Source organism: Luteimonas qiangzhengi, from assembly GCF_039548515.1.
Lineage (GTDB): Bacteria > Pseudomonadota > Gammaproteobacteria > Xanthomonadales > Xanthomonadaceae > Luteimonas.
The window spans coordinates 132,902-152,641 of record NZ_JBCLVE010000002.1 but is presented as its reverse complement, the minus strand read 5'-3'; the positions used below and the strand labels follow the sequence as shown (position 1 = coordinate 152,641).

The 19,740-nt window shown below is 67.3% G+C and carries 18 protein-coding genes and 1 tRNA gene; 5 read left to right on the top strand and 14 right to left on the bottom strand.

The window, feature by feature from the left end:
- Genes WCE59_RS00930 through WCE59_RS00920 form a run of 3 tightly spaced genes read left to right on the top strand, consistent with a single transcriptional unit; the run spans position 1 to position 2,156 of the window.
- Positions 1-549, top strand: coding sequence for a 1,2-dihydroxy-3-keto-5-methylthiopentene dioxygenase (locus WCE59_RS00930; RefSeq protein WP_343256825.1), 549 nt, complete (start codon positions 1-3; stop codon positions 547-549).
- A 19-nt stretch (positions 550-568) separates the two neighbouring features.
- Positions 569-1,261, top strand: coding sequence for an acireductone synthase (gene mtnC / locus WCE59_RS00925; RefSeq protein ID WP_343256824.1), 693 nt, complete (start codon positions 569-571; stop codon positions 1,259-1,261).
- Positions 1,262-1,295: 34 nt separating this feature from the next.
- Complete coding sequence (locus tag WCE59_RS00920) at positions 1,296-2,156, top strand: C13 family peptidase (RefSeq protein WP_343256823.1); 861 nt, start codon at positions 1,296-1,298, stop codon at positions 2,154-2,156.
- 91 nt (positions 2,157-2,247) lie between these two features.
- Here WCE59_RS00920 and WCE59_RS00915 read toward each other — a convergent pair whose 3' ends face one another.
- Complete coding sequence (locus WCE59_RS00915; protein WP_343256822.1) at positions 2,248-3,783, bottom strand: calcineurin-like phosphoesterase C-terminal domain-containing protein; 1,536 nt, start codon at positions 3,781-3,783, stop codon at positions 2,248-2,250.
- 106 nt (positions 3,784-3,889) lie between these two features.
- Here WCE59_RS00915 and WCE59_RS00910 point away from each other — a divergent pair, with 106 nt between their 5' ends.
- Positions 3,890-5,725, top strand: a complete 1,836-nt coding sequence (locus tag WCE59_RS00910) for a 7TM diverse intracellular signaling domain-containing protein (protein WP_343256821.1) — start codon at positions 3,890-3,892, stop codon at positions 5,723-5,725.
- 27 nt (positions 5,726-5,752) lie between these two features.
- Here WCE59_RS00910 and hisIE read toward each other — a convergent pair whose 3' ends face one another.
- From hisIE to WCE59_RS00865, 9 genes are read right to left on the bottom strand one after another with little or no spacing between them, the layout of a single operon-like run.
- Positions 5,753-6,385 carry a bifunctional phosphoribosyl-AMP cyclohydrolase/phosphoribosyl-ATP diphosphatase HisIE gene (gene hisIE, locus WCE59_RS00905; protein ID WP_343256820.1) on the bottom strand — a complete coding sequence of 211 codons (633 nt, stop codon included), beginning with the start codon at positions 6,383-6,385 and terminating at the stop codon, positions 5,753-5,755.
- Positions 6,378-7,151, bottom strand: a complete 774-nt coding sequence (gene hisF / locus WCE59_RS00900; protein ID WP_343256819.1) for an imidazole glycerol phosphate synthase subunit HisF — start codon at positions 7,149-7,151, stop codon at positions 6,378-6,380. The genes hisIE and hisF overlap by 8 nt, the downstream gene beginning before the upstream one ends.
- Positions 7,145-7,894, bottom strand: a complete 750-nt coding sequence (hisA, locus tag WCE59_RS00895; protein WP_343256818.1) for a 1-(5-phosphoribosyl)-5-[(5-phosphoribosylamino)methylideneamino]imidazole-4-carboxamide isomerase — start codon at positions 7,892-7,894, stop codon at positions 7,145-7,147. The genes hisF and hisA overlap by 7 nt, the downstream gene beginning before the upstream one ends.
- Positions 7,891-8,475 (bottom strand): imidazole glycerol phosphate synthase subunit HisH, encoded by a 585-nt coding sequence (gene hisH, locus WCE59_RS00890; RefSeq protein ID WP_343257092.1) that lies wholly within the window; start codon positions 8,473-8,475, stop codon positions 7,891-7,893. Before hisH ends, hisA begins: the two co-directional genes overlap by 4 nt.
- 11 nt (positions 8,476-8,486) lie before the next feature.
- A complete protein-coding gene (gene hisB, locus WCE59_RS00885) occupies positions 8,487-9,563 on the bottom strand; it encodes a bifunctional histidinol-phosphatase/imidazoleglycerol-phosphate dehydratase HisB (protein WP_343256817.1) in 1,077 nt (358 codons plus the stop codon).
- Complete coding sequence (hisC, locus tag WCE59_RS00880) at positions 9,560-10,645, bottom strand: histidinol-phosphate transaminase (protein WP_343256816.1); 1,086 nt, start codon at positions 10,643-10,645, stop codon at positions 9,560-9,562. The genes hisB and hisC overlap by 4 nt, the downstream gene beginning before the upstream one ends.
- Complete coding sequence (hisD, locus tag WCE59_RS00875) at positions 10,642-11,937, bottom strand: histidinol dehydrogenase (protein ID WP_343257091.1); 1,296 nt, start codon at positions 11,935-11,937, stop codon at positions 10,642-10,644. The genes hisC and hisD overlap by 4 nt, the downstream gene beginning before the upstream one ends.
- Before the next feature lie 11 nt (positions 11,938-11,948).
- Complete coding sequence (gene hisG, locus WCE59_RS00870) at positions 11,949-12,863, bottom strand: ATP phosphoribosyltransferase (RefSeq protein ID WP_343256815.1); 915 nt, start codon at positions 12,861-12,863, stop codon at positions 11,949-11,951.
- Between the two features lie 11 nt (positions 12,864-12,874).
- The gene (locus WCE59_RS00865) at positions 12,875-13,201 is read right to left on the bottom strand and encodes a YerC/YecD family TrpR-related protein (protein ID WP_343256814.1); all 327 of its coding nucleotides are present in this window, start codon (positions 13,199-13,201) and stop codon (positions 12,875-12,877) included.
- 111 nt (positions 13,202-13,312) lie between these two features.
- On the opposite strand from WCE59_RS00865, the gene WCE59_RS00860 reads away from it, so the two are divergent.
- Entirely contained in the window at positions 13,313-14,554 is a 1,242-nt protein-coding gene (locus WCE59_RS00860; RefSeq protein WP_343256813.1) for a hypothetical protein, read from the top strand.
- A gap of 47 nt (positions 14,555-14,601) precedes the next feature.
- Here the strand turns inward: WCE59_RS00860 and WCE59_RS00855 are convergent, their stop codons facing one another.
- The 4 genes from WCE59_RS00855 to argH all read right to left on the bottom strand — a co-directional run bounded on the left by WCE59_RS00855 (position 14,602) and on the right by argH (position 19,488).
- On the bottom strand, positions 14,602-16,506 hold the full coding sequence (locus WCE59_RS00855; RefSeq protein ID WP_343256812.1) for an HAL/PAL/TAL family ammonia-lyase: 1,905 nt from the start codon (positions 16,504-16,506) through the stop codon (positions 14,602-14,604).
- The gene (hisS, locus tag WCE59_RS00850; RefSeq protein ID WP_343256811.1) at positions 16,503-17,900 is read right to left on the bottom strand and encodes a histidine--tRNA ligase; all 1,398 of its coding nucleotides are present in this window, start codon (positions 17,898-17,900) and stop codon (positions 16,503-16,505) included. The genes WCE59_RS00855 and hisS overlap by 4 nt, the downstream gene beginning before the upstream one ends.
- A gap of 126 nt (positions 17,901-18,026) precedes the next feature.
- Positions 18,027-18,103, bottom strand: a tRNA-Pro gene (locus tag WCE59_RS00845).
- A gap of 86 nt (positions 18,104-18,189) precedes the next feature.
- Complete coding sequence (gene argH / locus WCE59_RS00840) at positions 18,190-19,488, bottom strand: argininosuccinate lyase (RefSeq protein WP_343256810.1); 1,299 nt, start codon at positions 19,486-19,488, stop codon at positions 18,190-18,192.
- Positions 19,489-19,740: the final 252 nt, after the last annotated feature.

Below are 19,740 nucleotides of genomic sequence, written 5' to 3'. Positions count from 1 at the left end.
ATGAGCCGACTGCGCATCTTTGCCAACGATTCCCCCGACACGCCCCTGCTGGTGACCGAAGAGGGTGACCGCATCGCCAGCGAGCTGGCCGCGATCGGAGTGACATTCGAGCGCTGGCAGGCCGCACACCCTGTGGAGCCGGGCGCGAGCCAGGAAGAAGTGCTGGCCGCCTATCGCCAGGACGTGGACCGGCTCGTCGCCGAGCGCGGCTTCACCAGCGTGGATGTGATCAGCATCGCCCCCAATCATCCGGAGCGCGATGAGATCCGCCGCAAGTTCCTGGACGAGCACTATCACCGCGAGGACGAAGTGCGCTTCTTCGTGGCCGGCTCCGGCCTGTTCACCCTGCATGTGGATGGCAAGGTGTACGAGGTGGAATGCGTCAAGGATGACCTGATCGCCGTGCCGGACGGCACCACCCACTGGTTCGACATGGGCCCGCGCCCCAATTTCGTGGCGATCCGTTTTTTCCAGCAGCCCGATGGCTGGATCGGACATTTCACCGGCACCGATATCGCCCAGCGCTTCCCGCGCTACGGCGAGGCTTGAGCGTCACCAAGGAGACCCGATGTCCCGCATCATCCTGACCGATATCGAAGGCACCACCAGCAGCATCGCCTTCGTCAAGGACGTGCTGTTTCCCTATGCGCGCAGCGAGATGCCGCGCTTCGTGCGTGTGCGCGGCCAGGACCCGGAGGTCCGGCGCTGGCTGGACGAGGTGGCCACCGAGCTTGGCGGCGTCTGCCAGGACGGCATGATCGCTGAGACGCTGCAGGGCTGGATTGACCAGGATCTCAAGCACACCGCGCTCAAGGCCCTGCAGGGGATGCTGTGGGCCGACGGCTATCGCAATGGTGACTTCGCCGCGCCGGTCTATCCGGACGCCGTGGAACAGCTGCGGCAGTGGCATGACGCGGGTCATACCCTGGCGGTCTATTCTTCGGGCTCGGTCCCCGCCCAGGTGCTGTTGTTCTCCCACACCGACGCCGGCGACCTGAGCCCGCTGTTTTCAGCCTGGTTCGACACCGAGGTCGGCGGCAAGCGCGAAGCTGAAAGCTATGCCCGCATCCATCGACGCCTGGACGTGCCTGCCGAACAGGTGCTGTTTCTCTCGGACGTGGTGGAAGAGCTGGATGCAGCCAGCGCCGCCGGCATGGAGACCGTTCTGGTCGACCGCCCGCAGGACTACCCGCAGCCGCGCACCGGCGCCGCAGCCGGCAACCACACCCGCGTGGAGTCGTTCGATGGGATCGTTCCGTAAAGTCCGGCGGGGATGGCACACGACGCTGGCTCTGTTGCTTACAGGGCTGCTTGTCGCCGCCCCCGCCCTGGCCGGCACGCCGGCGGAAGAAACGCTGCCCGAGCGCGACAGTCGGCTGATCGCGGCAATGCTGGAAGCCATGCCGGCCCAGCAGCCCGGCAAGCCGGACCTGTACGTGGTCGGATTCGCCGGCGACGGCAACGAAGACGTGTTCCGCAACGAGGTGCTCTACCTGGAGCAGCTGATAAACGCACGCTTCCAGGCCGACGGCCGGGTCATCGGGCTGGTCAACCATCCTGACAGCCTGGACGAGGATGCGCCCAGGCCGCTGGCCACGCTGGAGAACCTCGACCAGGCCCTGGCCGGCGTGGGTACTGCGATGGATCCCGAGGAGGATCTGCTGCTGCTGTTCATCACCACCCACGGCAGCGAAGAGCATGAGCTGATAGTGGACCTGCCGCCGCTGCTGGAAGAAGAGATCACCGCGGACCAGCTGGCCGAAACCCTGGCGAGCTCCGGCATCCGCAACCGGGTGGTGGTGGTTTCGGCCTGCTTTTCGGGCGGCTTCCTGCCGGCGCTGCGCAGCCCGACCGGCGTTACCATCACTGCAGCGCGCAAGGACCGCACCTCGTTTGGCTGCGGCGCGACATCCCAGGTGACCTACTTCGGCCAGGCCTGGCTGGTGGATGCGCTCAACCACCACGATGATTTCATTGCCGCGTTCCGGGACGCGCGCAAGCGGGTCGCCGCACGCGAGACGGAAGGCGACTACACACCTTCGCTGCCGCAGATCCACGTGGGCACGCGGATCGAACCGGTGCTGGACGCCTGGCGCGAATCGTTCGAAGCCGGCCCCGCCGTGGCCTACCCCTACGAAGCCGCCGACGACCCGTAGGTCGGGGCTACGCCCCCGACGGCCCGAGAATCACGCACCCCCGCGTTCACCGCGAAGCATGCATCCCCCGCATCGGCCGCGTAGGGCCGACCTACGGTGTGGCCTCGATCAAGGTGTAGTGCGTCTGCGCCCGCTGCTCGCCCTGCCAGCGGTCGAAGGCGCGGACTTCAACCCGGTGTTCCCCTGCGTCCAGATCCGTAGGCAACGCCCCTCGCCACAGATGCGTGGATGGCTGCGCCTCGGGCGAGCGGTCGAAGCCGCGCAGCGCCGTGGCCAGATCATCGCGGACGTTTTCCACCACCAGCCGCGGGTCCGGCGCGGACACCTGGCGCATCGGCTGCCACTCGCCCTCGCCCACCCGGAACTCCACCCGGGTGTCCTCCAATCCCATGTACACGTTGGCGTACACGCCCCACGCCGGATAGGCGCCACGACGCAGGGCCCGCGGCGCGTGCAGGGCCATCGCATCAGTGAAACCCGGATCATCGTTGCCGTGATGTCCTCCGCGATGCCAGGAGAGACGGTATTCGCCCTGTGCATCCACGATCAGCCGCGCATAGCCGCTGGGAGTGCCATCGGCCATGGTCGAATCCGGCACGCCATCGCTGCCTGCCACGCCGGACCAGAACGCACCACTGGCGGCGCCCACGTTGAACTCGTGCAGCGGCGCGTCGCCGTGCCAGCCTGCCTCGGCACCGTGGAAGACATGCTGCAACGTATGCCGGTGCCCGCTGAGCACCAGCAGCTTCGGGAAGTGCTGCAGCAGAGCGAACAGACGCTCGCGGTCGGCGTGGCGGAAGGTTTCCCGGCCCGGGGCGGTATCAAACAAAGGCACGTGTACCAGCAGCACCAGCAGCCGATCAGTGGTGAGCAAAGGCAGCCAGGATTCAAGGAATTCAAACTGGTCCTCGCGCAGCCCGCCGATGTAGGCAGGGCGCTCACCTGGTTGGTAGATCACGTTGTCCAGACCGACGAAGACGGCCTGCTCCTCTTCCCATGCAAACGTGTCCGGCCCGTACACCGTGCGGAACGAGCGCAACGAGTCGCGGTCATTCCCAACCTCGAAATCCAGATCGTGGTTGCCGGCTACGTGCAGCCAAGGCACACCCAGGCTGGCGGTGGCTTCGTTCAGCGCCGGATAGAGCGCCGGCACATCGTTGGTCACGTCGCCCAGTGTCACACCCAGGCGGGCGGTATGCGTTCCGTGCAGCGGCGCCACGATCGAGTCCCGGTAGTAGCCGACTTCGCGCAGGTTGGCGGTCTGCGGATCGCTGAACACCAGGACTTCAAGGCTGCCGTCGTCGCTGTCGGCCGGGGCCGTGCGCAACAGTTCGAAGTCACAGCCCTGCGGCTCTGCCCCGCTGCGCCAGAAATCCGGCAGCCCATCCTCACCCGTCGGCAGCGCATATCCCGCAGGCTTGATCACGAACACCGGTCCGGCCGGTGCGGAGGCCAGGCTCCACTGCCCTTCCGGCCCGCTGATGACCACCTGTTGTCCGTCTGACACAGCAACTCCTGCCAGGCCACTGCCGCCGGACACCCGCACGGAGCCCTGCAGACAGCCGGCCTCACCGGCATAGGTGGGCAAAGCGAGTACCAGCAGCAGGCACAACCAGGCAGCGCGCATGTGGAATTCCTGAAACGGACGGGAGCCCGATTATGACGGGACCCAATGCAAAGCGCGCCGCGCTGGTCTAGTCTCCCCGCTGGGGCAGGAGTCTCCGGGGAGCGCCATGGTTGGCAGGTCCGTTGCATCCAGGATCGGGATAGTCGTCTGGGCGGCATTGCTGCTGGCGTGTCTGTGGCCGGGCATGCCAGCGAGCGCCGCGCCCGTTGAGCTGCCTGCCGATGCGGATCAGCTCAGGCTCACCCCGCATCTGACCTATTGGCACGACGCGCCATCGGCCGATCGCATGGAAGACGCCTTTGCCCATCTGGAGGCCGGCCGGTTTGAGCCCGTGCCGGGCGGCAACGCGGCGTTCGGCTTCCAGCGTGGCGCCTTCTGGTTCCACGTCGGCCTGGTGAACCGCAACCCGATGGAACAGCGCTGGCTGCTGGTACAGGAGTATCCGCTCAGCGATCGCCTGGACATCTACCTGCGCTATGCCGACGGCCGGATCGTGCACCAGTCCGGCGGAGACCACCTGCCCTTCGATGTGCGCAGCGTGCGCTACCGGCACCCCAACTTCCAGCTCGAGCTACCCGTCGACGAGCCGCTGGAGCTGCTGGTGCGGGTGGAAAGCGAGAGCTCCATGCAGGTGCCGCTGGAGCTGTACACGCCCGCGGCGTTCACCGAAATCTCCCGCGACGCCCAGCTGGCCATCGGCCTGTATTACGGGATCCTGCTGGCGCTGTTTTTCTACAACATGGTGCTGTGGATCTCGCTGCGCGACGCCAGCTACTTCTGGTACCTGTTCCACATCACCGCCTTTGGCCTGGTGCTGTTCACCCTCAACGGGCTGGGCTTTGAATACCTGTGGCCCAACTGGCCCTGGCTGGCGGACAAGTCGGTGCCGCTGTCGATCTGCCTGGCGCTGATCGGCATGAACCAGTTCACCCGCACGTTCCTCGAGCTGCCCCAGCGCTGGCCGCTGGGCAATGCGGTCAGCCTGACGGTGATCGGCTTCTTCCTGGTGTTCGGCGTCATCTCGTTCTGGCTTCCGGCCCGGATCGCCACGCCCGTGGCCGCGTTGGCAGTGCTGGTCGGAATCGCCTGGATCGTGACGGCGACCATCCACGTGGTCCGGCTCGGCTACCAGCCCGCACGCCTGCTGTTGCTGGCCTGGGGCATGTTCCTGCTCGGCACTGCGGTGTTCACGCTGCTGGCCTTCGGTGTGCTGCCGAAGAACTTCTTCACCGAATACGGGGTGCAGATCGGTTCGGCCCTGGAAATGCTGCTGCTTTCGATCGCACTCGGCTATCGCTATGCCGGCCTGCGCAACGAGAACGAGCGCATTGCCGGCGAAGCCAACGTGATGCTGGAACGCAAGGTGGCCCAGCGCACCCGGGAAGTCCGCAACGCGCTGCTGCAGCTGGAGGAAGTGCACGGAAAATTGCGCGAGTCCAGCCGCCGTGACGGCCTGACCGGCCTGAACAACCGCACCTGGTTCCATGAGGCCTTCGACCGCGCGGTGCGCGATTCCCGGGACAGTGGCCGCCCGGTCTCCCTGTTGATGGTGGACCTGGACCACTTCAAGGCCATCAACGATCGCAACGGTCACCTGGTGGGTGACGAATGCCTGCGTTGGGCGGCGCAGCGGATCCGCAGCGCGGCCGGCGACGGGGCGCTGCTGGCACGCTTTGGCGGTGAGGAGTTCGTGGTGGCGCTGCCGCACCACGATCAAGCCGAAGCGATGGCGGTGGCCGAAGCCATCCGCCAGTCACTTGTCGCCGACAGCTGTCTTGCCGGCGAAGAACCCATCCAGGTGACGGCAAGTATTGGGGTGCACACCCTGGGCGCGGAAAACCCGGAAGACATTGCCCAGGCCCTGGAGATCGCCGACAGGGCCATGTACGTGGCCAAGGCGCAGGGCCGCGACCGCGTGTACAGCTCGGCGTCGATGGCCTGAGCCGCGCGGTCTGAGCGTTGCGGAGGCTCAGCTTCCGCCCTGTGAACGCCCCTCCAGCCTGCGCTCCAGGTCGGCCAGTCCCAGTCCGCGCGCGCGCAGCAGCACCAGCAGGTGGTAGACCAGATCGGCGGCTTCGCCGACAAGCGCGGTGTCGTCCTCGACCACCGCCGCCAGCGCGGTTTCCACGCCTTCTTCGCCGACCTTCTGGGCCATCCGCCGCAGACCGCCTTCGAACAGGCGCGTGGTGTAGCTGCCTTCGGGCCGCTCGGCCGCGCGGTCGGCGATCAGCGCGTCCAACGTTGCCAGCACGCCACCGCCGGGAGCTTCGGGAAAGCAGCTGGGCCGCTGCAGGTGGCAGGTTGGACCGTGCGGACGAGCCAGCACCAGCAGCGCATCGCCGTCGCAATCGGCCTGCACGGACACCAGCTCGAGCACGTGCCCTGAGGCCTCGCCCTTGGTCCACAGCCGTCGCTTGCTGCGGCTGAAAAAGGTCACAAGCCGCAGCTCCAGCGTGGCGGCCAGCGCGGTGCGGTCCATATAGCCGAGCATCAGCACGCGCAGGCTTTCCGCATCCTGGACGATGACCGGCAGCAGGCCGTCGCCCTTGTCCCAGTCCAGGGAGTCGGCGTCGGGTGCCTCCGGGGTCGGATAATCATTCACTGCGTACCTCGATCCCCCGCGTGCGCAGGGCGGCCTTGAGTTCGGGAATACTGATTGTGCCGCTGTGGAATACGCTGGCAGCCAGCGCGCCGTCAACATCGGCCTGCTCGAACGCCGCGACAAAGTGCTCTACCGCACCCGCCCCGCCGGAAGCAATCAGCGGCACGGTGCAGACCTCGCGCACGGCCGCGAGCTGGCCGATATCGTAGCCCCGGCGAACGCCGTCACTGTCCATGCAGTTGAGTACGATCTCGCCCGCGCCCAGGCGCTGGGCTTCAACCACCCAGTCCAGGGTGAGTAGCCCCGGCGCCCGGGTGCTGTCCGGATCGCCAGTATGGCTGCGAACGCGCCACTGGCCATCAGGCTCGCGGATCGAATCGATCCCCACCACCACGCATTGCACGCCGAAGGCTTCGGCCAGCTCGGTGATCAACGCTGGTCGTTCCAGGGCGGGCGTGTTGATGGAGATCTTGTCGGCACCCGCATTGAGCACCGCCCGGGCGCTCGCCACGCTGCGGATGCCACCCGCCACGCAGAATGGGATGTCCAGCAGCGCGGAAACGCGCTCGACCCAGCGGTAATCCACCGAGCGCCCTTCCGGGCTGGCGCCAATGTCGTAGAACACCAGCTCGTCTGCGCCCTGGTCGCGGTAGCGCAGTGCCAGTTCCGCAATGTCGCCCATGTCGACGTGGTCGCGAAAGCGCACGCCCTTCACCACCCTGCCCTCGCGCACGTCCAGGCAGGGAATGATCCGCCGGCTCAGCATCCCGCCGCCTCCAATGCCTGCGACAGACGGAAGCGCCCTTCCAGCAGCGCCCGTCCCAGCACGATGCCGGCGCAGCCCGCATCCCGCGCTGCAACCACGTCTTCCAGCGCGGATACGCCGCCGGAAGCCTGTACTTCCAGCCCGGGTGCGATGCTGCGCAGGTGGGCGTAGAGCCGCAGGCTGGGACCGGTGAGCATGCCGTCGCGGTCGATGTCGGTACTGAGCAGGTGACGCAGCCCGGCCTGGCGGTAGCGGCCGGCGAGTTCATCCAGGGTCTGCGCACCGGTCTCGGTCCATCCGTGCACGGGCAGGCGCCAGATGCCTTCGCCATCGAGGCGCGCGTCCAGGGCCACGGTAATGCGCTGGGCGCCGAACTCCTCGATCCAGCCCAGCACCAGGTCGGGCTCGCGCACGGCCAGCGAGCCGATCACCACCCGGGCGGCACCGGCCTCCAGCAGCTTGGCAACGTCGTCGCGGCTGCGTACGCCGCCGCCGGTCTGAACTTTCAAGCGGCCTTCCGCTGCCAGCGTCTGCAGCAATGACAGCAGCGTGTAACCACCTTCGCGTGCGGCATCCAGATCCACCAGGTGCAGCCACTGGGCGCCTTCGTCCGCATAGCCCCGGGCCACGCCCAGTGGATCGTCGCCGTAGCGGGTCTCGCGTGCGTAGTCGCCCTGGGCCAGCCGGACCACGCGGCCGTCGCGGACGTCGATTGCCGGATAGAGGATGAAGTCGGTACTCATGGTGTTGCCTCGATGAAATTCTGCAACACGCGCGCGCCGACGCGTGAGGAGCGTTCCGGATGGAACTGGGCGCCAGCCACGTGGCCGCGCTGCACCACCGCGGCGAAGCGCTCACCGTGATCGCACGCCAGCAGGCAGTCGGGACCAGCCGGTGCGGCGTAGCTGTGCACGAAGTAGGCGAAGGCACCGTCTTCGATCCCGCAGGTCAGCGGGGATTCGCGCAGCACGCGCAGCCTGTTCCAGCCCATGTGCGGTACCCGCACCCCCGGAGCAGCCCGCATGCGGCGCACCCGTCCGGGCAGCAGACCGAGGCATGGCGCATCGCCTTCTTCGGAATGTTCAAACAACACCTGCATTCCTGCGCAGACGCCCAGCAGCGGCGCCTGCAATCCGCGCAGCACCTCCACCAGGTCCAGCTCGCGCAGCCGCTGCATCACCGCCGCCGCTGTGCTCACGCCCGGCAGGATCACCCGGTCGGCCGTGGAGATCGCGGCCGCATCCGCGCTAAGCATTGGGTCAACGCCAAGTCGCTGCAGCGCCTGCCGCACCGAGCCCAGGTTCGCCCCGCCGGCATCCACCATCACCACGCGCACTACAGCGCGCCCTTGGTGCTGGGAAGCTCCTTGCCCTCGCGCCGGATCGCCTGCCGCAGTGCCCGCGCCAGGGCCTTGAAAGCCGCCTCGACCTTGTGGTGGTCGTTGTCGCCGCGTACCGACAGATGCAGGTTGAGCCCGGCGGCGTCGCTCAGCGACCGGAAGAAGTGCGGCACCAGCTCGGTGGGCAGGTCACCCACCTTCTCGCGCCGGAATTCGCCCTCGAACACCAGCCACGGCCGGCCGCTGAAATCCAGCGCCACGCTGGCCAGCGCCTCGTCCATCGGCAGGGTGAATCCGTAGCGGCCGATGCCGCGCTTGTCGCCCAGCGCCTCGCGCAGCGCCTGGCCCAGCGCCAGCGCCGTGTCCTCGACGGAGTGGTGCTCGTCGATGTGCAGGTCGCCGGTGGTCTGTACTTCCAGCGCGAATCCGCCGTGCTTGCCGATCTGCTCCAGCATGTGGTCATAGAACGGCAGGCCGGTGCTGATTTTCGGCTCGGCTACCCGGTCCAGATCCACCCGGATGTGCACCTGGGTCTCGCGCGTATCCCGGCGTACTTCGGCGCGGCGCGGCGCATCGGCGAGCTCATGGGCAATGCCGGCCCAGTCCCATTCGCCCCCGAACTGCTCCGTGCGCAGCTGGAAGGCACGGATGCCCATGTTGGCGGCGAAGGCATTGTCGGTATCGCGATCGCCCACCATGGCTGAGCGCTGCGGATCGAAACTGCGTTCGCGCAGGTAATGCAGCGCCAGTCCGATCCCGGGTTTGCGCGTAGGCAGGTTCTCCTCCGGCCAGCTGGTATCGATCAGCACCTCGCGGAAGGTGATGCCCTGGCTTTCGAACACCTGCATCATCAGCGCATGCGGGCCATCGAAGTCGGCCTGCGGATAGCTCTCGCTGCCCAGCCCGTCCTGGTTGCTGACCATCACGAACTCGTACCCGGCATCGCGCAGCTTGAGCAGCGCCGGAATCACTCCCGGCACAAAGCGGAGCTTGTGATACGCGTCGATCTGGAAATCCTCGGGCTCCTCGATCAGGGTGCCGTCGCGGTCGATGAAAAGAATCGGGGTGCTCATGGGCTGGGCTCGGTGCAACACGATGAAAGGATTTCCACGACGCGGTCGTTCTGCGCGGGTGTGCCTACGGTGATCCGCAGCGCATCGTCCAGCTGGCATGCGCCGCGCTGGTCGCGCACCACCACCCCTGCCTCCAGCAGGGCCTGGAACGCACGTTTGGCGTTGGCCAGGCGGACCAGCAGGAAGTTGCCTTCCGAGCGATAGACCCGACGCACGCCCGGCAGTGCCTCCAGTGCCGGGCGCAGGCGCTCGCGCTCGCTGCAAACCAGTTCGACATGTCCGTGTGTGTATTCCAGCGCTTCGGGCGACAGCGCGGCCAGTGCAATGTCCACGCAGGGTGCCGGCACCGGATACGGCGCCTGGCAGCGACGCAGCACGGCAATCAACTCCGGCGCGGCGATGACCGCGCCAATCCGCGCCCCCGCCAAGGCATGGGCCTTGGACAGGGTGCGAAGTACTGCGAGGTTGGGATGCTGCGCCATCAGGGTGATCGCCGATGGCTGGGATGAAAACTCGCCGTACGCTTCGTCGATCACCAGCAGCGCCCGGCCTTCCAAACGTCGCGCAAGCGCGGCGATGGCGTCCACCGGCACCAGATTGCCGGTGGGGTTGCCCGGCGAACACAGGAATACCAGCTTGGTGCCCCCGGCGATGGAAGCGTCAGCCAGCGCATCAAGATCCGGTGCGAAGCCGTCCTCACCGTCCACCAGCGGCACTTCCAACAGCGGTGCGCCCTGCAGCCGGGCGCTGACTGCATACATACCGAACACCGGCGGCGTCACCGCCACCGCGTCGCGTCCCGGCCGGCACAGGGCGCGCACCAGCAGATCAATGGCTTCATCGCTGCCCCGGCCAACCAGCACTTGTTCCGGCGCACAGCCGTAGACGCGCGCCAGTGCCGCGGTCAGTTCCGGCGGCTGCGGCTCGGGATAGCGCCGGCAGGTGCCGGCAGGATCCTCCGCGCCCGGCCATGCGGATTCGTTGGCGTTGAGCCAGACATCGCCCTGCAGGCGCTGGCTGCGCGCCGAACCGTATCCGGTGAAGCCGCGGAGATCTTCGCGTACCAGTTCCAGCACGCTCATGCCGCCTCTCCGAGCCGCAGCCGCACCGCATTGGCATGGGCTTCGAGCCCCTCGGCCTCGGCCAGGGTAACGGCGCACGGACCGATCGCCGCCACCCCTTCCGGGGTTGCCGCCTGGACGCTGATGAAGGTCTGGAAGCTGGCCACCGACACCCCGCTCCACGCCCGCGCGGCGCCATTGGTGGGCAGCACGTGGTTGGTGCCGCTGCAGTAATCGCCCAGCGCTTCGGGCGTGTGGTCGCCCAGAAAGATAGACCCGGCCGACTGCACCTGATCCAGCCAGGCGCGCGGCTCGCGCAGCGCCAGAATCAGGTGTTCGGGCGCGTAGGCATTGCTGATGCGGAACGCTTCTTCGAGCCCATCGACGATGATCAGGCGCGATCGCGAAAGCGCCTGCGCCGCAATCCCGGCGCGCGGAAGCGCCTGCAGTTGTGCACTGAGCTCGCGTTCCACCGCGTCGATCAGCGCCGTACTGTCCGACAGCAGTAGCACCTGCGAATCCGGCCCGTGCTCGGCCTGCGACAGCAGGTCGGCGGCGACCCATGCGGCATTGGCTCCGGCATCGGCGATCACCAACACCTCCGACGGACCAGCCGGCATGTCGATGGCAACGTTGCCGGATTGGGCCAGCTGCTGCTTGGCCTCGGTCACCCACGCGTTGCCGGGCCCAAACAGCTTGTCGCAGGCGGGCACGCTGTCGGTGCCGAGCCCCATCGCCGCAATCGCCTGCGCGCCGCCGAATTTGAATACGCGCGTCACGCCGGTCATCCGTGCGCCCACCAGCACGGCCGGATCGGCGCTGCCATCGGCGCGCGGAGGCGTGCACAGCACCGTTTCAGTACAGCCCGCCAGACGCGCCGGGACGCCCAGCATCAGTGCAGTTGAGGGCAGCGGCGCGCTGCCGGCCGGCACGTACAGTCCCACCCTTCGGATCGGGCGCACCACCCGTTCGCACACCACGCCCGGAGCGGTTTCCACCGCATAGGGTTGGGTCATGCCCGCACGATGGAAGGCTTCGATCCGGCCAGCCGCCTCCGCCATTGCATCGCGCAACGCCTGCGGCAACGCGGCTTCGGCGGCGGCAAATTCGTCTTCGCCCACCTCCAGGCTGTCCAGCGCCACGCCGTCCAACCGTTGAGTGATCGCACGCAGCGCTGCATCACCGCCAGCGCGTACTTCTTCGACCAGGGTCGAAACGGTTTCCCGCACTTCCGCGGCCACGGCCTGCACCGGTCGCGCCAATGCGTCCCGGCGCGCGGCTGCGTCCAGACCGGACCATCGCAATCGCTGGATGGACAGCGCGCTCATGCCAGGCTCCGTTCAACCGGCAACACCATCAGGCTGCGTGCGCCCGCCCGACGCAGCTCCTCCAGCCGTTGCCACGTCATCTCACCGCGACACAGGGTCTGCAGCGCCAGTGTGTCCTCGCCGTCCAGCTGCATCATGGTCGGCCGGTCCGCATCGGGCAGCAGCTTGAGCACATCAGCCAGCCGCGAGCGCTCCGCCTGGAACATCAGCAGGCGGCTGTCCTTGAGCCGCAGCACGCCGTCCATGCGCCGCAGCAGCAGCTGCATCAGGTCGGCGCGCACGTCATTGAACGGCTGCACCGGTGCGGCCAGCACCGATTCGCTCCGCAACAGGGTCAGCACAGGCTTGAGCTGGTTCGCAGCCAGCGTCGCGCCGCTGGAGACCAGGTCGCAGATCAGGTCCGCCTGCCCCAGCCGGGGCGCGATCTCCACCGAACCGGACAGGAACACTACATCGGCCTCGATGCCCTGCCCGTCCAACCACTGGCGAACCAGTTTGGGATAGCTGGTGGCAATGCGCTTGCCGCGCAGCTGTTCCGGTCCCTGCCAGTCCCAGCCATCGGGCACGGCCAGATCCAGACGGCAGCCGCCGAAACCGAGGGCGCGGATCTCCTGCGCCACCTGCGGGGTGCCTGCGAGAGCCCGCTCCGCGGTCTGTTCGGCCAGCACATTGCGCCCGACGATGCCGAGGTCGCACACGCCGTCGGCGAGAAGCCCTGGAATATCGTCATCGCGGACCAGCAGCAGGTCGATCGGCAGCGATTCGCCGTAGCAGAACAGGCGATCGCGACTCTCGCGCCAGTCCAGGCCGCAGGATTTCAGCAGGGCACGCGAGGGCTCGCCGAGTCGGCCGGATTTCTGGATGGCGATGCGCAGGCGGTCACGCGCCGCGCCGGTGACAGGAGGACTCATGGCGGGCAGGCTCAGTGGGAGGGAGCGAGATGGGGGTACTGCTTGCGAACGGCCGCGGCATAGCCGTCTTCGCCGTATTCGATGGTGCGGGCAACGCGGCCGATGGTGGTCACGCTGACACCGGTGCGCTCGTGGATCTCCCGGTACGGGACGCGCTCAAGCAGCAAAGGCACCACCCGCCAGCGGTCGGCCATGGCCTCAAGCTCGGCGGGCGTACAGAGGTCGCGCAGGAAGGCGGCGACCTCTTCAGGCTTGTCCAGCACGGACAGCACTTCAGCCAACGCCCGGAACGGGACGTCGGCTTCCTTCTTCTGGCGCTGGGCAGGACGTTGCTTCACCGCGCCAATGTAATAGCGCGTTATTACATTGTCAAACAGAAGAAATGCCTTTGGGCTACCGGGGTACCCTTCATCCGACAGGTGCGAATCCGCCCCGCGCCGGAGAACGAAATGGATTTCCGTCCCAATGTCCTTCCCTTGGCCCTGCTGCTGTGTCTTTTCCTTGCGGCGCCGCACAGCGCAGCCACGCCAGGCGATGGCTGCCGCCTTCCTCCGAAAGGTGGGCCGATCAGCTCGCGCGCGGCGCTGGATGCCTGGCTGCAGCGCTGCCCGTCCCCACTCCGGCACATGACGCCCGGCGCCCGGGGGCGCTTCCTTGATTCGCTTGATTTCAACGAACGTGGCGTCATCCGCCTGCTCAGCGACGACCTGTCCAGCGAGCTGACCAGGGAAGAAATCGGCCAGGTTTTCGCGTTGTTTGGCATGCCAGCCTCAACCGCACCGGCGGGCATCAGCCACGAGGAAGCGGAATGGCTGCGGGACGACACGCGGCAGGCATCCTCCGGTCGCGGCGAAAGCGATACGGAACGTCGCTTCAACACGCTTTATCACGCTTCGTTGAGCGCGCCCGATGACGATTCCGGCGCGGCCGTTGCGGCGCTGTACGACGAACTTTTTCCGGCCGGCAACTTCCCGGACGATTTCCCCGGAGTCTCCGCGCATGAGGTGAGGCTGATGTACCGGGCCGCGCTGATAGCTTCTTGGTACGGCTACCGTGCCGCTCACGTCACCGCGGCCGCGCGGGCGTTGGCTGAGCTGGAGCGTCACGGCATCACCACGACGGGAGAACTGGGATCGATGTATCAGGTGCTGATTCATGCCGGCCAGCTCGAAGAAGCCCGCCAGTTCGCCCGGCGCCACACCGCGGCCGGCCTGGAGCCACTGCCGCCGCTGCATGAGCCGGTTCCGGTCGCCGACGACGTGCCCAGCATCCTGCGACTGTCGCCGGCCGGGGATGCATTGCTGCACGAAGCAGCGGACCTGGAATCAGTGCAGATCGTGGTCGTAGCCGGCCCGGGCTGCCGCTACAGCCAGGCTGCCGCCCTGGCGATCACCCAGGATCCCGAGCTTGGCCCGGTGTTTCAACGCAAGGCGCTGTGGCTGGCCTCCCACACCCTGCTGGACGATCACAGGGCACTGCAACACTGGAATAACGCCCACCCCGGCGCTCCACTCGTGATCGCTGCGTCACCGGAACGCTGGCCGATGCTCGATCTCGATACCGTCCCGCAGTTCCACGTGTTCCGCGACGGCGAGCTGGCAGCCAGCGTCAGTGGATGGCCAGTGGAAGAAGGCAATCGCGACGCGGTGCTGGCTGCATTGCGCAGTGCGGGGTTGCTGGCGGACCCGTAAGGCCCGCTCAACCCCGCCTGGCATCGTCCAGCAGCCTTGCCGTGCTGTCAGTCCTCCCCGGCTTCAGCGCGGCGTGCGGCTTCCAGCAGGCTGCCGCCGGACACGAGGCGCACTGCCTCGGCGACTTCACCATCCATGGCACGGTCGCGCTCCAGGAATGCGATGCGTTCGCGCAGGGCGTCGTGGGCTGCGGCCACAGCAACGCCCGGATGGTAGGGCTCGGAGGCGGCCAGTTCGGCGCGCAACGCATCCACTTCTTCAAGGAACCGCGCGCGGTCCGGATGATCTTGCGCCGGAGCGCCCTGCACCTTTGCCGAGAACCCAGCGGCGTCTGTGCTGCGTGCCAATTCACGCGCGGCGTTGATCATGTCGCGGCGCAGATCCAACGCCTGGGCGGCGGTGTACAGCTCCAGCCCCAGCACCTTGCCCAGGTCATCGGCCATGGACAGCACGTGACGGGCCTCGTTGGCACCCATTGACACGTGGTCTTCGGCGTTGGCGCTGGTCGGTATGGAGTACACGCTGGCCGGGTGGGCACGGGTGGCCAGGTCGTTGACGATTGCAGCCGCCGTGTACTGCACGATCATGTGCCCGGATTCGGTGCCATCCTCGTTGCCGATCAGGAACGCCGGCAGGCCATCGTTGGTGGCCGGGTCAACCAGCTTGTTGAGCCGACGCTCCGAGATCGAGGCCAGCACCGGGATCGCCGCCTTGACGTAGCTGAGCGCCAGCGCCAGCGGCATGCCGTGGAAGTGGCCGGCGGAGATCACCTGATCTTCCACGTGCTCGGCCGGCTGGTCAGGGAAGATCAGCGGATTGTCGGTGACCGCGTTGAGCTCCACGTCCAGCACGCGGCGCGCCTGGTCCAGCGCATCGCGCACCGCGCCGTGCACCTGCGGAATGCAGCGCAGCGAATAGCTGTCCTGCGGCTGGTGCTTCTTGCCGCCGCGGAAGGGTTTGAAGCGCTGGTAGAACTTCTCGCGTCCGTGGCGCTGGCTGGCCGGCACCCAGTCCCAGCCGATATCGAAGCTCAGGGCCTGGGCCTGTTCGCCTTCCCAGCTGTCCGGCAGCCACTGCCGGAACTTCGGCACCAGGTGATACGGAATGTCGGCCAGCGTGGAGCCCTGCAGCAGTGCGCGCAGCCGCGCCGCCACTTCCACCTGGCCCGGATGCGGACGCAGCGCGTGCACCTGTTCGGCGAATGCACCCAGGCGCCCGGCGAAAGCATCGAGGGTCATAGCCGCGGCCAGGTCGGCGGTATCGGCCAGTCGCTCCAGGCGGTCCAGGGCCAGCACTCCCATGGCCAGCATCTGCGCGGTGCCATTATTCAGCGCCAGGCCTTCCTTGTAGGACAGGGTGACCGGCTCAAGGCCTGCGCGGCGCAGGGCCTCGGCACCCGCCATGCGCTCGCCTTCGTAGAAGGCTTCACCACCGCCCAGCAGCACGATTGCCAGGTGCGAGAGCGGCGCCAGGTCGCCCGACGCGCCCACTGAACCGAGCTCGGGCACCACCGGCACGATGCCGGCATTGAGCATCGCGGTCAGCGCCTGCAGGGTCTGCACGCGAATGCCCGAATGCCCCTTGAGCAGGGTGTTGATGCGGATGCACAGCATCGCCCGCACCACTTCCGCTGACATCGGCTCACCGATGCAGACCGCGTGGGTGACGATCAGGTTCTGCTGCAGCTCAGCGTGCAGCGAGCGGCCCGATGGCTTCGCACCGGGCAGCTCGTCGCGCAGCGGATGCGCGCCAAGCAGCTTGTCGGCATTGCTGCCAAAGCCGGTGGAGACACCGTAGATGGGCTCCTCACGACGCACCTGCTCGGCAAGGAAGTCCGCGGCGCGGGCGACCTTCTCCAGCGCACCGGAATCCAGCTCGACCGAGGCGCCGTTGGCGATCATCACCAGCTGGCCACGGGTCAGGGACACACCATCCAGACAAATATGTTTCATGCACCTTCCCCGTCATTGGTCAGTGCGCCCTGGATGCGAAGCTGTTCGCGCTCCACCCGCAGCGCGCTGGCCACTTCGTCTTCAGCCACTTCGAACTGCTCGCCGCGACGCAGGTCCTTGACCGCCACCACGCCACGCGCGGCTTCGTCCTCACCGCGCACAACCACGAATCGGATACCGGCCCGATCCGCGTACTGGAACTGCCGGCCCAGCTTGCGCGGCTCCATCTGGGTTTCCACGTTCAACCCGGCGGCGCGCAGCCGCTGCGAGAGGGCCAATGCATGGTCCAGGCCCGCATCGTCCATCAGGGTGACCAGCGCATCGACGGTGCTCTCCGCCATGTTGACCAGGCCGGCATCGCGCAGCTGCCAGAACAGCCGGGTCAGGCCGATCGAAATGCCCACGCCCGGCAGCTTGGACTTGGTGTAGTGGCTGGCCAGGTCCTCATAGCGCCCACCGGAGCAGATCGATCCGATCTGCGGGTAATCATCCAGCGTGGTCTCGTAGACCATGCCGGTGTAGTAATCCAGGCCGCGCGCGATCGACAGGTTGATCGCGTAATCGGACTCCGCCACGCCCATTGAGCGCAGCCGTTCCAGCGCCTCGCGCAGCTCTGCCCGCCCCTCCTCGAACAGCGGCGTACCCGGGCCCAGCGCATCGAGTTTGGCCAGTGCGTCATCGTGGCCGCTGGAGCGCACCTGCGAGAACGCCATCAGCTTGTCGACCGCATCCTCAGCCAGATTGAAGCCTTCGCCCAGCAGCGTGTCGCGCACCGCATCGGCGCCGCGCTTGTCGAGCTTGTCCAGCTCGCGCAGCACCGTCAGCTGCTGGTCGCCCTCGATGCCCAGGCCTTCGAACCAGCCGCGCAGCAGCTTGCGGTGGTTCATCCAGATGGTGAACCCGCCCAGCCCCAGCGCCTTGAACACGGAGTGGATGACCGCGGGAATTTCGGCGTCATAGCGCGGCGACAGCGCGTCCTTGCCGATGACGTCGATATCACACTGGTAGAACTCGCGGAACCGCCCGCGCTGGGCGCGCTCGCCGCGGTAGACCCGCTGCATCTGGTAGCGGCGGAACGGGAATGCGAGATCGTGCTCGTGCTCGGCCACGTAGCGGGCCAGCGGCACGGTCAGGTCGAAGCGCAGGGCCATATCGGGCCGGGCGTCATCACCCTTCTCCAGTGCGCCGGTGGACTGGACGAAATACACCTGGCGCTCGGTCTCGCCGCCCGACTTGGTCAGCAGCACATCGGACAGTTCGAACACGGGCGTTTCGATCGGCAGGAAGCCGAACCCCTCGAAACTGCGGCGGATGATGTCGAGCATGCGCTGGAACGCGATCTGCTCGCGGGGCAGCAGCTCCATGACCCCGGGCGGGGTACGCGGCTTGATCAAAGTGGTCTCCGGATGATGCGGCGGAAAGACACACAGTTTAGCCGTTCGGGCCGCTGGCACGGCCCCATCCACGTTTCGCGGGCAACAAAAAACCGGCACTGGGCCGGTTTTCCGATTCGCCAATTTTGGTCGGGGAGACAGGATTCGAACCTGCGACCTCTACGTCCCGAACGTAGCGCTCTACCAGGCTGAGCTACACCCCGACGGCGAGCCGCTCATTGTAGTGGGCAACCCCTGGAGAGGCAAGAGGTGGGATGCACATCAAGTGCACCCCACCCTGCGCGCCGCATCAAAGCGGCAGATTTCCCAGGCGGGCGCGCAGTTCATCCAGCCGCAGCGCTGCGGCCGCGCCTGGAGACACCCTGGCGTCCAGGCTGGATTCCGGCGTGCGTCCATCGCCGGCACTGTCGACCGACTCCGCCGCAGCCCGATAGGCATCGCGAAAAGGAACGCCCGCTGCAGCCTGTTCCACCGCCACATCAGTCGCGTACATGCCGGCGTCAATCGCCGCCCGCATGCGCTCCGGCTGCCAGTCCAGGTTCTCCAGCAGTGCCGGCAGCAGCTCCAGCCCGGCCAGCCCGCGGCCGAAGCCGTGGAAGATCGCCCCCTTGCTGGCCTGCAGATCGCGGTGATAGCCGGACGGCAGCGACAGCAGCTGCTCGATCTCGGTGCGCGCCGCGGCCACGCTGGCGTGCACCGCACGCATCAGCTCGATCACGTCGGGATTGCGCTTGTTGGGCATGATCGAACTGCCGGTGGTGTACTGCGCCGGCAGGCTGACGAAGCCGAATTCGGCGCTGGTGAACAGCGACAGATCCCAGGCCAGGCGGCGCAGATCCAGCGTCGCAGAGCCTAGCGCTTCCAGCGCCGCCAGCTCGAACTTGCCGCGCGACAGCTGCGCGTAGATCGGGCTGACCTGCATGCGCGAGAAGCCGAGCGCGGCGGTGGTGTGGTCCCGGTCCAGCGGCAGGTTCACGCCGTAGCCCGCGGCGGTGCCCAGCGGGTTGCAGTCCACCAGCGCCAGCGTGTCGGCGGCGCGGCGGGCGTTGTCGATGAAGGCCTCCGCCCAGCCGGCCCACCACATGCCGGCCGAGGACACCACGGCGCGCTGCAGGTGGGTGTAACCCGGCAGCGGCAGCGAGGCCTCCGCTTCAGCGCGATCAAGCGCAATGCGGGCAATTTCCCGGCACAGCGTGGCCGTCCGCTCCAGCTTCTCCTTCAGCCACAGGCGCGTGGCCACCAGCACCTGGTCGTTGCGGCTGCGGCCGGTGTGGATCTTCTTGCCCGTGTCGCCCAGTCGCTCCACCAGCCGCGCCTCGATTGCCGAGTGTCCGTCTTCGTAGCGCTCGTCGAGCACGAAGGCGCCGCTGGAGAAGTCCGCCGCCAGCGCGTCCAGTTCGCGCTCAAGCTCCGCCAGCTCATCGGCCGACAGGATCCCGATCCGCTCCAGCCCCTGCGCATGGGCAAAGCTGGCGCGGATGTCATGCAGGAAGAATTCGCGATCCAGCAGCACATCGTCGCCGGCCAGGAAGGCCTGGATCTTCGCGTCCACGGCAACGCCGGGTTTTTGCCACAACAGCTCGGACATCATTGTTCTCCTGTCACTTGTCTGTAGGAGCGCGCCATGCGCGCGAAGCCGCGTGAATCACTTTGCGTCTTGATTGTCACGGCCATCATGGTGCCTCCCGGAGCTGCGCGGGCGGCCCGGCGGGCCACTCCCGGTCAGGACACGCTGTGAATACATCCATGTACGCTTGGCGGCGCCGTCCATGGCGCCGACAGTCCTGACCGGGAGTGGCCCACCGGACCTTTGCGTACACGGTGATCTGCCGGGGATCAG

What these genes read in the sequence shown, in the direction of transcription:
- WCE59_RS00855 (WP_343256812.1), bottom strand. Translation starts at nt 16,506, where the DNA reads ATGAAACATATTTGTCTGGATGGTGTGTCCCTGACCCGTGGCCAGCTG.
- WCE59_RS00860 (WP_343256813.1), top strand. Translation starts at nt 13,313, where the DNA reads ATGGATTTCCGTCCCAATGTCCTTCCCTTGGCCCTGCTGCTGTGTCTT.
- mtnC (WP_343256824.1), top strand. Translation starts at nt 569, where the DNA reads ATGTCCCGCATCATCCTGACCGATATCGAAGGCACCACCAGCAGCATC.
- hisH (WP_343257092.1), bottom strand. Translation starts at nt 8,475, where the DNA reads ATGGTGGATGCCGGCGGGGCGAACCTGGGCTCGGTGCGGCAGGCGCTG.
- hisA (WP_343256818.1), bottom strand. Translation starts at nt 7,894, where the DNA reads ATGAGTACCGACTTCATCCTCTATCCGGCAATCGACGTCCGCGACGGC.
- hisG (WP_343256815.1), bottom strand. Translation starts at nt 12,863, where the DNA reads ATGAGTCCTCCTGTCACCGGCGCGGCGCGTGACCGCCTGCGCATCGCC.
- WCE59_RS00930 (WP_343256825.1), top strand. Translation starts at nt 1, where the DNA reads ATGAGCCGACTGCGCATCTTTGCCAACGATTCCCCCGACACGCCCCTG.
- hisC (WP_343256816.1), bottom strand. Translation starts at nt 10,645, where the DNA reads ATGAGCGTGCTGGAACTGGTACGCGAAGATCTCCGCGGCTTCACCGGA.
- WCE59_RS00915 (WP_343256822.1), bottom strand. Translation starts at nt 3,783, where the DNA reads ATGCGCGCTGCCTGGTTGTGCCTGCTGCTGGTACTCGCTTTGCCCACC.
- hisB (WP_343256817.1), bottom strand. Translation starts at nt 9,563, where the DNA reads ATGAGCACCCCGATTCTTTTCATCGACCGCGACGGCACCCTGATCGAG.
- argH (WP_343256810.1), bottom strand. Translation starts at nt 19,488, where the DNA reads ATGTCCGAGCTGTTGTGGCAAAAACCCGGCGTTGCCGTGGACGCGAAG.
- WCE59_RS00910 (WP_343256821.1), top strand. Translation starts at nt 3,890, where the DNA reads ATGGTTGGCAGGTCCGTTGCATCCAGGATCGGGATAGTCGTCTGGGCG.
- hisF (WP_343256819.1), bottom strand. Translation starts at nt 7,151, where the DNA reads ATGCTGAGCCGGCGGATCATTCCCTGCCTGGACGTGCGCGAGGGCAGG.